The organism is Bacillus solimangrovi, assembly GCF_001742425.1.
Lineage (GTDB): Bacteria > Bacillota > Bacilli > Bacillales > Bacillaceae_N > Bacillus_AV > Bacillus_AV solimangrovi.
On the sequence record NZ_MJEH01000032.1, the window covers coordinates 14,629 to 31,472 of the forward strand.

The following is a 16,844-nucleotide window of genomic DNA, read 5'->3' on the forward strand; positions in this document are numbered from 1 at the left end:
GGATAGACCAGTTACAGTCTACCCTTGTTGAGATTATCATTATCCATCAGAAGGATCATTAATCTCATGCAATAAGTGCTCAATACGATTTCCTCGTTCAATTGTTTCATCAAATTCAAACAATATTTCAGGTGTTTTTCGCAACCGAATACGTTTGCCGATTTCAGAACGAATAAAACCGTTTGCTTTCGTAAGACCTTTTAGTGTATCTTGTTTTTGTTCTTCAGTACCGAGCACAGTGATATAGACCTTTGCTTGCTGCAAATCTCCTGTTACACGTACATCAGTCACTGTTACAAAACCTACACGAGGGTCTTTGATTTTGCGGCTTAAAATGTCGCCAAGCTCCTTTTTCATTTGCTCAGCTACACGTGTTGAGCGAATATTACTCATTATTAATCACCTCAAATTACAACCATTCATATGATGTGACGGTTCTTTCGATTTCTGGGAAGGAATCAATAAATTCCATCACTCGATTCAATTCCTTCTCTGCCGTCACTTGTTCTCTAGCTGCAACAGCAACCGTAAATTCAGTGCGTTGCCAAACTTGATGATGGTCAGTCTCTGCAATTGAAACATTAAAACGATTTCGGATACGTTCAATCACACGTTTTGTTATTGACCTTTTATCTTTAAGTGATTGAGCGTCGTAGATGATGCACTCACAGCGCACCACTCCGATCATTTTACTTCAATCTCTTCCATAACATACCCTTCAATAACATCGCCTTCTTTAATGTCATTGAATTTCGCGATTGTAATCCCACATTCATAACCTTGTGCAACTTCTTTCGCATCATCTTTAAAACGTTTTAAAGAATCGATCTCACCTTCGAAGACGACAATACCATCACGAATTAGACGAATACTCGCATCACGAGTGATTTTCCCATCAGTTACATAACAACCAGCAATTGTACCAACTTTTGAAACTTTAAACGTTTCACGTACTTCAACAGTACCAATAACTTTCTCTTCGAACTCAGGATCTAGCATTCCCTTCATCGCAAATTCAATCTCTTCAATCACCTTGTAGATGATGCGGTGAAGTCGAATATCGACTCCTTCACTCTCAGCTGTCTTTTTAGCATTTACATCAGGACGTACATTGAATCCTATTACAATTGCATTTGATGCAGCAGCAAGCGTAATATCTGAATCTGTAATTGCACCCACACCAGTGTGGATAATCTTCACTTGAACACCTTCTACGTCAATCTTTTGTAATGACGAAGCAAGTGCTTCAGCAGAACCTTGTACATCTGCTTTCAAAATTAAATTGAGTTCCTTCATCTCACCTTGTTTGATCTGTTCAAACAAATCATCTAGACTAACTTTCGTTTTCTCACCACGTTGCTCTTCTAATAACTTCTGAGCTCTAGCTTCACCAATTTGACGTGCTTTCTTTTCATCCTTAAACACAAGGAATGGATCTCCAGCTTGTGGTACATCATTTAAACCTGTAATTTCCACAGGAGTAGATGGACCCGCCTCTTTCACTCGACGACCAAGATCATTAACCATTGCACGTACACGACCAAATGTATTACCAACAACAATTGGATCACCAACGCGTAACGTACCTTTTTGAACGAGAAGGGTTGCTACAGAACCTCGACCTTTATCTAATTGTGCTTCAATTACTGTTCCAGCAGCAACACGGTTAGGATTTGCTTTTAATTCTTCAACTTCTGAAACGAGTGTAATCATTTCAATTAAGTCATCAATTCCTTCACCTTGGATAGCAGACAATTTGACGAAAATTGTTTCTCCACCCCATTCTTCTGCAACGAGCCCATGCTCCATTAACTCTTGCATAACTCGATCAGGGTTTGCACCTTCTTTATCTATTTTATTAACCGCTACGATAATTGGCACCTCTGCTGCCTTCGCATGGCTAATTGCTTCGATAGTTTGAGGCATAACACCATCATCTGCTGCAACTACAAGAATCGTAATATCAGTAACACTCGCACCACGAGCACGCATCGTTGTGAAAGCAGCGTGTCCAGGTGTATCAAGGAATGTTAATTTTTTACCTTTGTTCGTAATTTGATATGCTCCGATATGTTGTGTAATTCCGCCTGCTTCACCTTCAGTAACTTTGGTCTTACGGATTGAATCTAATAAAGTCGTTTTACCATGGTCAACGTGTCCCATAATTGTAACTACAGGTGGACGAATCGAAAGATCGTCTTCACTATCTTCAACTTCATAAGCAGCAAAATCTGTTTCTTCTAAGTGAATTTCTTCTTCTACTTTCACACCGAAATCTTCTGCTAGTAATTCAATCGAATCACTATCAAGATCTTGGTTTTTCGTAGCCATAACACCTAACATCATTAACTTCTTAATGATTTCTGATGATTCTTTACCGAGTTTCTCAGCAAACTCTCCAACAGTTAATGAGCCTGAATACGTAATCTTTTCAGGCAACGCTTGTGGAACCTTCGGAGCTTGTGGTTTAGCATTATTTGCGTTATTACTTCGATTATTAGAACGTTGGTTATTTTTCTTTGGTCCTTTTTTGTTGCTTTTTTGATTATTATTTGTCTGATTATTACCTTTATTAAATGCGTTATCCAATTTTCTCACTGCTTCCTCGTCAATTGTTGACATATGATTTGTAACATCAACATTGCTTTCTTTTAGTTTTGAAATGACTTCCTTACTAGAAATCTCATTTTTCTTTGCATATTCATACACTCTTATTTTACTCATACTTCCACCCCCACAATTATTCATCGAGCAGTGTCAGCAGTTTTTTCGCAAATCCATCATCAAGCACCGCTACTGTCACACGGTGAGGTTTACCAATCGCCTTCCCTAACTCAAACCGATCTTGAACAATTCTCATTGGGACATGATAACTCGTGCTTTTATTGCGAATTTTTTTTGTAGTATTATCCGAAGCATCCCCAGAAAGCAATACAAGTTTTGCACGCCCGCTTCTTATTTCTTTCACAACAAGCTCTTCTCCGGAAATACACTGCCTTGCTCGATTTGCCAAGCCTAACAATGACATCCATTTTGGTTGTTTCATGCTTTATTGCGTCTCCTTGTCAGCTAACGTCAAAAGTTGTTTATATATCTCTTCATCTACATTTGCTTTCAAATGATTGGATAGGATATTTCTCTTTTGTGCTTTCAAAATACATTCTCTATCTAAAGTAAGGTATGCACCTCTACCGTTCAACTTCCCAGTAGGGTCAATCTTGACCTCTCCTTCTTTAGAACGCACTATACGAATTAACTCTTGCTTTGGCTTCATTTCCTGACTTGCAACACACTTTCGCATTGGTACTTTGCGCTTATTCATCAGGCTCCACCTCTTTATTCGTTATCCTCATCTTCTAAATTATCGAAGACTATTTCCTCATCTAATTCCTCTGATGGTTGTTCTTCGAAAGAATCGAAAATAATTTCTTCTTCATTAGATTCAAGTGCATCGTTGCCTTCATATACAGCGATTGGCCTTTCAGCATTTTCATCTATCTTTTCAAATAATATACCATTTTCTTCTGCTTCTGACTGGCTCTTAATGTCAATTTTCCAACCCGTTAATTTTGCAGCAAGACGGGCATTTTGCCCACGCTTACCGATCGCAAGAGATAATTGGTAATCAGGTACAATAACTGTTGTTGCTTTATCAGCTTCATTAACGATAACTTTAACGACCTTTGATGGGCTCAAAGCATTTGCAACGTATTCAACAGGGTCTTCTGAATAACGAACGATGTCGATCTTTTCACCTTTTAATTCATTGACGATCGCTTGTACACGTTGACCACGTTGACCTACACAAGCACCTACTGGGTCTATGTCTTCATTTGCAGCAAAAACAGCAATCTTTGATCTGTCACCTGCTTCACGTGAAACTGACATTAATTCAACGGTTCCATCATAAATTTCTGGTACTTCCATTTCGAACAAACGTTTCAAGAGCCCTGGATGTGTACGAGATACAACAATTTGTGGACCTTTTGATGTTTTCTCAACCTTTGTAATATATACTTTCAAACGATCATGCGGGGCATAAGTTTCGTTTGACATTTGTTCACTTTGTGGCAAGATTGCTTCTGTTTTGCCAAGTGAAACGTAAATAAATCTAGAATCTTGGCGTTGAACAATACCAGTCATAATATCGTCTTCACGATCGATAAATTCATTATAGATAATGCCACGTTCTGCTTCTCTAACTCGTTGAGTAACCACTTGTTTTGCAGTTTGGGCTGCTATACGACCAAAATCTCGTGGCGTAATTTCAATCTCTACAATATCTCCAATTTCAAACTGTGGATTAATCTCACGTGCCTCTTCTAAGGAAATTTCTAGCAATGCATCATAGACATCTTCACATACTTCTTTACGTGTGTATACACGCATCGTACCCGTATCAGGATTAATATCGACACGAACATTTTGCGCCTGATTATAGTTACGTTTATATGCTGAAATTAGCGCCGCTTCAAGCGCTTCTAAGATGACTTCTTTGCTGATCCCTTTTTCCTTTTCTAAAAGTGTTAAGGCATCAAAAAGTTCAGTACTCATCTCAAAATTTCTCCCCTTTTTAATTGAAAGTAACCGCTAACCTTGCTTTTGCTACTTTCTCATACGGTATCTCAATTTGTTTCTTCTGTGCTTTGATTTTAATTTCAATTGTTACCATTTCACCATCAAAAGACAATAACTTACCTTCAAATTCTTTTTCACCATTGATTGGTTCATATGTTTTCACATTAATATTTTTTCCAATCGCCTTTTTTACATCTGCTTCTTTTTTTAGAGGTCGCTCTGCACCTGGTGAAGAGACTTCTAAGAAATAAGCATGCTCAATTGGATCAGCTTCATCTAATTTCTCACTCAATAATTCACTTACTTTTCCACATTCTTCTATGTCTACACCTGTTTCTGAATCAATGTAAAGGCGTAAAAAATAGTTTTTACCTTCCTTTACATATTCTACATCTACAAGTTCCAGTGACATTTGTTCAAGAATTGGACTCACAAGTTCTTCAGCTGTTTCTTTGATGTTTGCCATCGTCTACCTCCTTTTTGCACAACCTTCCTGACGAAAATCCCCTGCTTTTTGCAAGCAGGGGAAATGAAAGTCGAAGGTTTATCTTAATCGAACTATCATGAATGACAGCTCATTTCAGTCAAACTTCACAACCCAAAATGGGGTCCAAAAACGGAACAATAGGGAGATTATCCCTTTTAGCAAAAGATAAAACGAAAGAGTGGGTTTCCCCACTCTTTGCAGTCATTATCATTCATATTACCTTCTAGAAATATAGCATAAACAGGAATTGTTTGCAAGTAGATTCAAGTTTCATTGCATTACTTAACTCATCGTAACCATTTAATATGGAAGAATGGTCACTAAAATCAATTTGAACTTGCCTCATATAAATACGATAAACTCTTATCACTTTGGAAAGTCTACTTTAAAATAAAGAAAGTTGATTCGCATCAGGCATTCCATCTAAACACCCTTGATTATCTAAGTATTCTAGGACTGTTTTAGATATTTTACTTCTTTGTTGCAAATCTTCTTTTGATAAAAACTCACCGTCTTTACGTGCTTTCACAATATTAATTGCAGCATTTGTACCTAAACCTGGAATTGAATTAAATGGCGGTATTAATGTATCTCCTTCTACGATAAAGTCTGAAGCACTTGATTTATATAAATCAATCTTTTGGAATGAATAACCACGCTCACACATTTCATTTGAAATTTCAAGCACAGTTAATAAATTTTTTTCTTTTGTTGATGCTTCTAGACCTTTTGCATTGATCTCATCAATTACAGCTCGGATAGCATTTGTACCACGTACCATCGCTTCAATATCAAAATCATCTGCTCGAACTGTAAAATATGCTGCATAATATAAAATTGGAAAATGAACTTTAAAATATGCGATACGAACCGCCATTAACACATATGCAGCGGCGTGTGCTTTCGGGAACATATATTTTATTTTCAAACATGAATCAATATACCAATCAGGTACACCATTATTTTTCATTTCATCGATCCACTCATCTTGTAGACCTTTTCCTTTACGAACAAACTCCATTATTTTAAATGCTAACGATGGTTCTAGCCCTTTATAGATAAGGTACACCATAATATCATCACGACAACCGATAACATCACTTAATTGACAAGTTCCGCTATAAATTAACTCTTGGGCATTGCCTAACCATACATCTGTTCCATGTGATAACCCTGAAATTTGGACCAGCTCAGAAAATGTTGTCGGTTTTGTATCTTCAAGCATTTGTCTTACAAAACGCGTCCCAAACTCTGGAATTCCTAAGCTTCCAACCTTGCCGTTAATTTGTTCAGGTGTTACACCTAAGCTTTCCGTACCGCTAAATATTTTCATTACTTCAGGGTCATCCGTTGGAATCGTTTTTGGATCAATTCCACTTAAGTCCTGTAACATACGGATAACAGTCGGATCATCGTGACCGAGAATATCTAATTTCAATAAATTGTCATGAATCGAATGGAAATCAAAATGTGTCGTACGCCATTCAGATGATTGGTCATCTGCAGGATATTGAATTGGGCAAAAATCGTATATATCCATATAGTCTGGTACAACGATAATTCCACCAGGGTGCTGACCGGTTGTTCTCTTAACACCTGTACATCCTGATACAAGTCGATCGATTTCAGCACCTCGATATTGAAGCTCTCTATCACTCATATAACCTTTTACATATCCGTATGCTGTTTTATCTGCTACTGTACCAATTGTTCCAGCACGATACACATAATCTTCACCAAATAATACTTTCGTATAATTATGTGCCTTAGGTTGATATTCACCAGAGAAGTTCAAATCAATATCGGGTACTTTGTCCCCTTTAAATCCTAAGAACGTTTCAAATGGAATATCATGACCATCTTTTTTATATTCAGCTCCACATTTTGGACAATTCTCATCAGGAAGGTCAAATCCACTTCCAACTGAACCATCATCAAAAAAGTGTGAATGCTTGCAGCTTGGACAAACATAATGTGGAGCAAGAGGATTTACCTCAGTAATTTCCATCATAGTTGCGACAAAGGATGATCCTACTGAACCACGTGAACCTACAAGATAACCATCATCCAATGACTTCTTAACAATTTTTTGAGAAATTAAGTATATAACGGCAAAACCATGCCCAATAATACTTTTTAATTCTTTTTCGATCCTTTTTTCTACAACTTCAGGTAGTTCTTCACCATATATGCTTCTTGCACGACCGTAACACATCTCTCGAATTTCTTCATTTGCACCTTCAATTTTTGGAGTGTACAAATCGTCCTTAATCGGTTTGATTTCCTCAATCATATCTGAGACTTTATTCGTATTCGTAACAACAACTTGTTTTGCTAAATCATCTCCTAAGAAAGCAAAAGCATCTAACATTTCATTTGTTGATTTAAAATGTACATGTGGCAGTGTTTGCTTATTAAGACGATTCGCTCCTCCTTGTGAAGCAATCAATATTTTCCGATAAATATGATCCTCTTCATTCAAGTAGTGTACATTTCCTGTAGCTACGACAGGCTTATCTAACTTCTCCCCGAGCTTTACAATATTCCCAATGATTTCTAATAGGTTTTCATTATCATGCACTAGATCTTTTTCAATTAGATGATAATAGTTGCTCGGTGGTTGAATTTCTAGATAGTCATAAAACTCAGCAACTTCTTCAACTTCTTCTGGAGCCTTTTGCATCATCGCCTCAAATACTTCTCCTTGATCACAAGCAGAACCAATTAACAATCCTTCTCGATATTTTTGTAATTGAGAACGAGGAATTCTTGGCATTCTATAAAAATAATGTAGGTGTGATAGAGATACTAGTTTAAATAAATTTTTCAAACCTTCTTGTGTTTGAGCCAAAATTGTAATATGTGATGGTCGAGAACGTTGATATGCTTTTCCTTCACCCATATGGTCATTGAATTGATCATGATGGCTAATCTCACGTTCTGCAGCATCTTTTAATAACTTAATTAATAAATACCCAGTTGCTTCAGCGTCATAAATTGCACGGTGATGTTGTGTTAGCTCAATGTCAAATTTCTTACATAACGTATTTAAGCGATGATTCTTAAAATCTGGATATAAGAAACGGGCTAATTCTAGCGTATCGATAACAGGATTTTTTGCCTTCCCAACGTCAATCTTTTGAAACCCAACATTTAAAAAACCCATATCAAAACTAGCATTGTGAGCAACGAGCGTATCATCTTCAATCCAATCGTAAAACTTCTTTAGCACTTCTTCTGGATCAGGTGCATTTTGGACAAGATCATCGGTGATTCCTGTCAACTCAATAGTTGTAGCCGACAAAGGATGATGTGGATTAGCGAAAGATTCAAATCGATCAATAATCTCACCATCTTTTATTTTTACAGCAGCAAGCTCAATAATCGTGTCATACACAGCAGATAGTCCAGTTGTTTCAACGTCAAAGACGACATAAGTTTCGTCTGCTAATGTACGATGCTGTGAATTATACGCAATTGGTACACCATCATCAACCAAATTTGCTTCTACCCCATAGAGCATTTTTATTCCATGCTTTTTAGCCGCTCCAAATGCTTCGGGAAAAGCTTGACAAACATTATGATCTGTCACTGCAATAGCGGGATGCCCCCATTTACTTGCTTGCTCAACTAATCGAGACACAGGTGTAACAGCATCCATTTGACTCATCGGCGTATGCAAATGTAACTCCACTCTTTTTTCTTTCGAAGTATCCTTACGTTCTTGTGGTTTTATTTCGTTAATGTCTTTAGCGATCATTACAAGGTCACGTACAAACGTATCATTTTGGATTCCACCGCGAACTTTAACCCACATGCCTTTTTTTATCGCTTGAAGCATCGGTACATCTTCTTTATCTCTAGAAAACATTTTAACTAAAATCGAATCTGTATAATCCGTTATTTTAAACGTTAGCAATGTTCGCCCACTACGAAGTTCTCTCGTTTCAGCATCAAAAACATACCCTTGTACAGTTATACGTCGCTCTTCATCTTGAACTTCTTTTAACTGTAATGGTTCATCCTGAATTTTTAATCCAATTGTCAGCGGACCACTTGGTAAGTTAGCTTCTGCATTTGCTTCACGTTGTTGTACTTTATGTTCTTTCTCTGCAATCACTTCTACAACTTTCGTCCGTTCTTCTGCTGTTTTTTGCTCTACGAACTGTTGATATTCCTCTTCTGAATGAACAATTGTCGTTTCAACTTGAGAAATCGGAAGGCCCATTTCATGAAAATATGGTATATATTGTTGCTGAAATTTCCGTTTAAGAGCTTCTGCCTCAGCTTCATTCCTTGTTTGAACGAATAATTTTTGTCCTTCAATAGATGGCTGCTGGTTCTTTAGTAACATCTTCAGTGCAGGTGATATATTTTGTAATTTTTCAACAAAAAGTGGCCAATACCCTTGAACAAGTGAATCTGTTAATCTTTGTTGAACTGGCTCAATCGAAAACGTAACAGTAGCAATATGTGAAAAACTTTTCTCAATATGCGACGTAAAAAGTTGAAATACATTTGCTGGTGGCAATTCTGACCATTGTAGTTGAAAATGCCATGAACGACTTTCTTTATCTACTGTAAGTTTAATAATTGCACCATTTTGAAAATGTTCTTCAACAAGAGTTTCCGGTAACTCCATTTGTTTAAGCAAAATCTGAAAACGCTGCTTATGCTCAGAATTTATCTCTGTCACAGTTAGTACTCCTTTCATTAAGAAAGTGGACTTATAAAAATCGATATTCATTACTTGAAAACGAAAGGCATCTCCTTATTAATGAAGGAAGATGCCCCTATTATGAACTCAACTCATTTGTTAATAAAATAATTAATTTACAAGTCGATTAGCCAACTCTGAAACAGATACTTCTTCCGTTTCTCCTGTTTCACGATACTTTAATTCAACTATTCCTTCTTCTGCCTTTTTACCTACTGTAACACGATAAGGAATACCAATTAAATCACTATCGGCAAATTTTACACCTGGACGTTCTTTACGGTCATCATATAATACATCAAAACCTACTTTTGAAAGCTCATTATATAATTTATCAGCAAGTTCACGTTGTATATCATTCTTCACATTTATCGGAATAAGATGTACTGAAAATGGTGAGATTGCTTTCGGCCATACAATTCCACTCTCATCATTGAACTGCTCCACAATCGCAGCTAATGTTCGAGAGACACCAATACCATAACAGCCCATAATCATAGGTTTCGCTTTCCCATTCTCATCTAGGAATTGTGCACCCATTTTCTCACTATAATAAGTACCTAATTTGAAGACTTGTCCAACTTCAATTCCTTTAGCAAATTGAATTGTACCTTCTCCATCTGGAGATAGGTCACCCTCTTTAATAAATCGTAGATCAGCAAATTGAGAAGGTTTAAAATCACGATCTACGTTTACGTTCATATAATGATAGCCATTTTCATTTGCACCACATGTCCCATTAACAATTGCTTTAACAGCATTGTCTGCTATAATTTCTACATCTCCAGTTACATCGATTGGACCTAGAGAACCAAAACTAGCCCCTAATAATTGTTGTGCATCTTCTTCAGTAGCCATCGTCACAGCTTCTGCTTCAAGAAGGTGTTTAAATTTAATTTCATTTAATTCATGGTCACCACGAACAATTACGAGTACAAAACGCTCATCTACTTTAAATAGCAATGACTTCATACAATTTTCTTCAGCAATACCTAAATGTTTAGCGACATCTGAAATTGTTTTTGCATCTGGGGTAGCAATTTTCTTCATTTCTTCTGCTTCTTCAGTAGATTTTTCATATGTATCTAGGACAGGTGCCATCTCAATATTAGCGGCAAATGAAGAAATATCTGAGTATGCGATTGTATCTTCTCCGACATCGGACAATGCCATAAATTCATGTGTATCTTTCCCCCCCATTGCTCCAGAATCAGCAATTACAGGACGGAAATTTAATCCACATCGTTCAAACACATTTGAGTATGCTGTATACATTTTTTCGTACATTTCATCTAATGATTCTTTTGTTGCATGGAACGAATAAGCATCTTTCATTGTGAACTCTCGTCCACGAAGTAAACCAAAACGAGGGCGTTTTTCATCACGATATTTTGTTTGAATTTGATAAAGTGCTAAAGGTAAACGTTTATATGAGTTCACATCATCACGAATAATAGATGTGATCACTTCTTCATGTGTCGCACCTAGAGCAAATTCACGATCATGACGGTCATTTAAACGCATTAGTTGAGGGCCAAATTTATCCCATCGTCCACTCTCACGCCAAAGTTCAGCATCTTGTAACACAGGCATTAACATTTCATTTGCACCTATTTTATTCATTTCTTCACGAACGATTGCCTCGACTTTTTGTAATACTTTTCTACCTAATGGCAAAAAGCTATAAATCCCTGATGCATTTTTCCGAATGTATCCAGCACGAATCAACAGCTGATGACTTTTAATTTCTGCATCTGCAGGAACGTCCCTTAATGTTGGAATGAGCATTTGACTTTGTTTCATATTAATAGCACCTCATTTTCTCGATCTCTTATACAATATAAAGGTAACACCGTGTGCAATAAAATCGCACACGGTATACCTTCCGTTCATTAACACTCGTTTGATACGACTAAATTAATTTCTTTATAACTTTGAAAGAATAGAAATGTTAACAAGAAAACGTTCACTGAAATACCACAATACAAGTGAGAAAGTCTTTTCTATATCAGAACCTACTATCCTACTTCATGTTTACTTCAAAAAGAACGTTTGGATATCGTTCCATGTCACTACAATCATTAATAACATAAGGAATGCAAACCCAATGAAATGTACCATACCTTCTTTTTGAGGATCGAGTGGTTTTCCACGTAAAGCCTCAATTGCAATAAATGTGAGACGTCCACCATCAAGAGCAGGCAGAGGCAATAAATTAAAGATCCCTAAGTTAATACTTAGCAACGCCGTCCACTGCATAGCGATGTATATACCATTCTCAACAGCCTTACCAGTATATTCGTATATGCCGACTGGACCAGATAATTGATCAAATGATAATTGACCTGTGACGAGTAGACCTAGTCCTGTAAATATTTCTTTCGTTACAGTAGCAGTTTCAACAACCCCGTATTTCAATGAGCCAAAGAAAGACTTTTCTACTGAAGGATATACTCCAATAATACCAACTGTAACATCTCCACGAACTTGGGCTTTAGGTGTTACAGTCGTTGCATTTTCTTCTCCATTACGTTCGTAATGTACTTCAATTGGCTCATCAGGATGTTGTTGAACGATCTTTACAATCTCTTCCCAGCTTGATACTTGTTCACCATCAATCGAATTAATCTGATCATTTTCTAATAAGCCAGCTTGACGTGCAGCTCCATCATCTGTAAGTTGACCTAACTTCGCTTCATTTGTCGGAATGCCTTGAGCCATTGCAATAACTACGAAAATTACAAATGCCAAAGCAAAGTTCATAAGAGGACCTGCAAAAATTTGCATAGCACGCTGACCGATCGTTTTTGATACAAACTGACGATGATAAGGAGCAATTTGTGTTTCTTGTTCATCTGCAACTAACATTGCTCGTTCATCTACAGAATATGTTTGTAATGTTTCTTCGTTTTCTTCATATCCAGTAACAACTAAATCATGAACAAAATCAGCATGTTCAACTTCAACTATTTTAGCATCAGGATATTTAGATTTATTATTTATAATAATCTTCTCAACTTTATTGGAATGATTAAATAACAACCCAACGTGATAGCCAGGTTTCACTTCGACTAGTTCAGGGTCCTCACCAGCAACACGAACGAATCCACCTAGTGGAAGTAAGCGAATTGTATATACTGTTTCGTCCCTTTTAAATGAAAATACTTTTGGACCGAAACCAATAGCAAACTCACGAGCTAACATTCCAGATCGTTTTGCAAAGATTAAGTGCCCGAGCTCATGAACAAAAACTAGAACTCCAAAAATTATAATAAACGCTAATATTTGATTCAAATTATTTCCCACCTTTATCGGCAGCTAAATTTTCAGCACCTAGATTTGAATAAGGGAACGAACAAATTGACGTGTCTCTTTGTCAACTTCGTGGATAATTTCCAAAGCCGGCTCTTTAATGAATGAATGTCTTTGGAGAGCTTCTTCAATTAAAACCTCTATTTGTAAAAACTCTATTTTACCATTTAAAAATTGACTAACAGCCTCTTCATTTGCAGCATTTAACACGGTTGTCATACTACCACCTTGTCTACCTGATTCATATGCAAAACGGAGACATCTATACCGCTCAAAGTCTGCCTTTCCAAAATTCAATGTACCTATATCTAATAAGTTTAACCTTTTTGCACGTGGAAGTTCAAGTCTTGTAGGATAAGTTAGCGCATATTGAATTGGCACTCTCATATCAGGTAGTCCTAACTGTGCAAGAACACTCGTATCAGTAAATTCAACCATTGAATGAATTATACTTTCTTTATGCAGTAGTACCTCAATTTGATCATATGGAATATCAAATAACCAATGTGCTTCAATTACTTCAAGCCCCTTGTTCATCATCGTAGCAGAATCGATAGTAATCTTAGCACCCATAGACCAATTAGGATGGTTTAATGCCTCTTCAACAGTTACGCCGTTTAGTTGATCACGTGTTCGATCTCGAAAACTCCCACCTGAAGCTGTAATAATAAGCTTGGAAATATCTTTTTCGGATTCTCCATTTAGGCACTGAAAAATTGCAGAATGTTCACTGTCTACCGGTAGAATAGAAACTCCCTTTTCCTTAGCCTTTTTCATTACGATATGCCCAGCTGTTACGAGTGTCTCCTTATTTGCAAGTGCAATTTGCTTACCTGATTCAATCGCTGCTAATGTTGGCTCTAAACCTACACTTCCAAGCACTGCATTTACGAGCACATCTGCGTCAATGCTAGCAACTTCGATCAGCCCTTTTCTCCCGTACAAAACTTTCACTTCACTTGGGACTTCCCGTTGTAATCGCTCTGCATCATGTTGTTCTTGTACAGATACGAGAAGAGGCTTAAATTCCAAAATATATTCTAATGCCTTATCAATGTTTTTCCCTACAGACATAGCAACAAGTGTAAAAGAGGTAGGATGAGCTCTAATCACATCGAGTGTTTGTACACCGATAGAACCAGTTGCACCTAATAGACTAATTTTCTTTACCACTACTACATGTCCTCCTATTCTCTATATAAAATGTACAAAATGAAGGACAGGCAAAACAAATAATAAGCTATCAAAACGATCTAAAATCCCGCCGTGTCCCGGTAAAATTGTACCAGAATCTTTCACTACGTAATGGCGTTTAAATGCTGACTCTACTAAGTCTCCGATTTGTCCCGTTATCGAAGCTAAAATCGTAATCAATATAACGATCATCATAGATGAATGTAACGGGTGTACTAATTGAAAAATAACTGCAGTCAACAAAGCGAAAACAATACCACCTATTGAACCTTCAATTGTTTTATTCGGACTAATCTTTGGCCAAAGCTTACGTTTACCTAATGAACGTCCGACAAAATATGCTCCAGTATCCGTTGACCAAATTACAAATAATGCATATATAACATAATCTAAACCACGTTCTCTCGTTTCAATGAAGTAATAAAAACCAACACCAATATAAACAACAGACAGGATTATAAAACCTACATCATCAAACGTAAAACGATTTTTACTCAAAACAGTAATTGATAATAAAACAAGTACGACTATCAATGCAAGCTCAATCTTTGTGAATGTTACAATTGGGCTAGCATATAGAATATCATCTTTAATCATTAATAACCACAGAAACAATAAACCGATGAACCCAAGTGATGAAGTAATCTGTATATTCTTCATTCGAAGTAATTCATATAGTGCTACACTCGCTAGTAAGTATACGAGTATAGTAAATGGCATAGCACCATAAACTACAATTCCTAAAAAAATTATTCCTGCTACGAGTGCCGTAATTATGCGCTGTTTCAATTTTTTCAACACCTTTATTTAACTAAACGCCACCAAATCGACGTCCTCTTTGTTGATATTCACATATTGCTTCAACAAATTGTTCCTCACCAAAGTCTGGCCACAATACATCTGTAAACCAAAATTCTGAATAAGCGAGCTGCCAAAGCATAAAATTGCTCAATCGAATTTCCCCGCTAGTACGTATTAATAAATCAGGGTCAGGTAAATAACTCGTCATCATATATTCATTAAACTTCTCTTCATCAATGTCAACTTCATTAAGAGTGCCAAGCTTAATGTCTTCAGCTATTCTTTTCGCCGCCGTCATAATTTCATATCGACTTCCATAATTCAAAGCAAAATTCAAAACTAATCCGTCATTATCTTTCGTCTTCTCAATTGCTTCTTCAACAGCATTAATCGTATGAGCAGGTAAAGCAGAAGTCTCACCCATTGTCCTTACTTGTACATTTTGTTCGATCAGTTCTGGTAAAAATGTAGTAAGAAACATCTGAGGTAATTTCAATAAAAACTCAACCTCTTTCGGTGGTCTTTTCCAATTTTCTGTTGAAAAAGCGTAAAGACTTAACACTTCAACTCCAAGTTCATTTGCTAAACGAACAATACGCCGGATTACTTGCATACCTTCTCTATGTCCAGCAACACGTGGTAGTCCTCTATTTTTTGCCCATCTACCATTTCCGTCCATAATAATCGCAATATGACGAGGTACTTGTTCATTAATTATATCCTCTTTTGTAAACAAAGAAGTAGCTGAACCTTCATTCTTTTTCTTAAATGTGAATTTCTCAAGCATTACAGCTTCCTCCAAAGCATTTGTTAAACCATTATGCTATTATTATATAATCTCATGTCAGTTTAGCGAAATTATACTTCCAATTGTAAAAAAACCCCCTTACGAGAGAGGGTCTTTTACATATCTTATTGTACCTTGAAATGATTTAGACTTCCATGATTTCATTTTCTTTTTCTTTAGTAATAACATCGATATCAGCAACGTGCTTATCTGTATGCTTTTGTACATCTTCAGTATAATTACGTAGTTCATCTTCAGTGATGTCACCACTTTTTTCAAGTTTCTTAAGATCATCATTGGCATCACGTCGTACATTACGAACTGCTACTTTCGCTTCTTCCGCATATTTACGCACTAACTTCACAAGTTCACCACGACGTTCTTGTGTCAATGCAGGAATTGCAATACGAACTACATTCCCATCATTTGAAGGCGTTAATCCAAGCTCTGCCTTTAAAATAGCTCGTTCAACATCAGCAATTGAGCTCTTGTCAAATGGTGTAATAACAAGTAATCGCGCTTCTGGTGTTGAAATTGCAGCCAATTGATTTAATGGCGTTAATGCTCCGTAATATTCAACTTGTACTTTGTCTAGGATTGCTGGGTTGGCACGGCCCGTACGAACTGTCCCAAGCTCACGACGAAATGCTTTAATTGCTTTATCCATTCTTTCATTTACACTAGTTAATATACTTTGTGGCATCGATTATTTCCCCCTTATAGTAGTTCCTATTTTTTCACCCATTACCGCTCGTTTAATGTTTCCTTCCTCCATAATAGAGAAAACAATGAGTGGTATGTCATTATCCATGCATAACGAAGATGCAGTAGAATCCATAACTTGAAGACCTTCTTTTAGAACGTCTAAATAAGATAGGTCAGTATATTTTTCTGCGGTTACATCAATTGTAGGATCCGCACTGTAAACACCATCAACTTTATTTTTAGCCATTAAAATAACATCTGCT

The 16,844-nt window shown here is 36.8% G+C and carries 15 protein-coding genes; all 15 read right to left on the bottom strand.

The features are described from left to right. Positions 1-39: 39 nt before the first annotated feature. On the bottom strand, positions 40-393 hold the full coding sequence (rbfA, locus tag BFG57_RS11610; protein WP_069717659.1) for a 30S ribosome-binding factor RbfA: 354 nt from the start codon (positions 391-393) through the stop codon (positions 40-42). Positions 394-409: 16 nt separating this feature from the next. Continuing rightward, positions 410-688 (bottom strand): DUF503 domain-containing protein, encoded by a 279-nt coding sequence (locus BFG57_RS11615; protein ID WP_069717660.1) that lies wholly within the window; start codon positions 686-688, stop codon positions 410-412. Beyond that, positions 685-2,724 (bottom strand): translation initiation factor IF-2, encoded by a 2,040-nt coding sequence (gene infB / locus BFG57_RS11620; RefSeq protein ID WP_069717661.1) that lies wholly within the window; start codon positions 2,722-2,724, stop codon positions 685-687. Before infB ends, BFG57_RS11615 begins: the two co-directional genes overlap by 4 nt. A 16-nt stretch (positions 2,725-2,740) precedes the next feature. Further along, on the bottom strand, positions 2,741-3,046 hold the full coding sequence (locus tag BFG57_RS11625; RefSeq protein WP_069717662.1) for a YlxQ family RNA-binding protein: 306 nt from the start codon (positions 3,044-3,046) through the stop codon (positions 2,741-2,743). Between the two features lie 3 nt (positions 3,047-3,049). Further along, positions 3,050-3,322, bottom strand: coding sequence for an RNase P modulator RnpM (rnpM, locus tag BFG57_RS11630; RefSeq protein WP_069717663.1), 273 nt, complete (start codon positions 3,320-3,322; stop codon positions 3,050-3,052). A 14-nt stretch (positions 3,323-3,336) separates the two neighbouring features. Continuing rightward, the gene (nusA, locus tag BFG57_RS11635; RefSeq protein WP_083249218.1) at positions 3,337-4,554 is read right to left on the bottom strand and encodes a transcription termination factor NusA; all 1,218 of its coding nucleotides are present in this window, start codon (positions 4,552-4,554) and stop codon (positions 3,337-3,339) included. Positions 4,555-4,573: 19 nt separating this feature from the next. Continuing rightward, a complete protein-coding gene (gene rimP / locus BFG57_RS11640) occupies positions 4,574-5,044 on the bottom strand; it encodes a ribosome maturation factor RimP (protein ID WP_069717664.1) in 471 nt (156 codons plus the stop codon). 406 nt (positions 5,045-5,450) lie between these two features. Next, positions 5,451-9,779: a PolC-type DNA polymerase III gene (locus BFG57_RS11645; protein ID WP_069717672.1), complete on the bottom strand. Its 4,329-nt coding sequence runs from the start codon at positions 9,777-9,779 to the stop codon at positions 5,451-5,453. 114 nt (positions 9,780-9,893) lie between these two features. Further along, complete coding sequence (locus tag BFG57_RS11650) at positions 9,894-11,585, bottom strand: proline--tRNA ligase (RefSeq protein ID WP_069717665.1); 1,692 nt, start codon at positions 11,583-11,585, stop codon at positions 9,894-9,896. A gap of 231 nt (positions 11,586-11,816) precedes the next feature. Then, positions 11,817-13,076 (bottom strand): RIP metalloprotease RseP, encoded by a 1,260-nt coding sequence (gene rseP, locus BFG57_RS11655; protein ID WP_069717666.1) that lies wholly within the window; start codon positions 13,074-13,076, stop codon positions 11,817-11,819. A 39-nt stretch (positions 13,077-13,115) separates the two neighbouring features. Continuing rightward, positions 13,116-14,267, bottom strand: a complete 1,152-nt coding sequence (dxr, locus tag BFG57_RS11660; protein ID WP_069717667.1) for a 1-deoxy-D-xylulose-5-phosphate reductoisomerase — start codon at positions 14,265-14,267, stop codon at positions 13,116-13,118. Between the two features lie 21 nt (positions 14,268-14,288). Next, positions 14,289-15,077: a phosphatidate cytidylyltransferase gene (locus BFG57_RS11665; RefSeq protein WP_069717668.1), complete on the bottom strand. Its 789-nt coding sequence runs from the start codon at positions 15,075-15,077 to the stop codon at positions 14,289-14,291. Positions 15,078-15,099: 22 nt separating this feature from the next. Next, on the bottom strand, positions 15,100-15,876 hold the full coding sequence (locus BFG57_RS11670) for an undecaprenyl pyrophosphate synthase (protein WP_069717669.1): 777 nt from the start codon (positions 15,874-15,876) through the stop codon (positions 15,100-15,102). Positions 15,877-16,021: 145 nt separating this feature from the next. After that, positions 16,022-16,579 (bottom strand): ribosome recycling factor, encoded by a 558-nt coding sequence (gene frr / locus BFG57_RS11675; protein ID WP_069717670.1) that lies wholly within the window; start codon positions 16,577-16,579, stop codon positions 16,022-16,024. 3 nt (positions 16,580-16,582) lie between these two features. Then, positions 16,583-16,844 (bottom strand): amino acid kinase family protein (locus BFG57_RS11680; RefSeq protein WP_483771157.1); only part of this gene is annotated, 262 nt, incomplete at its 5' end.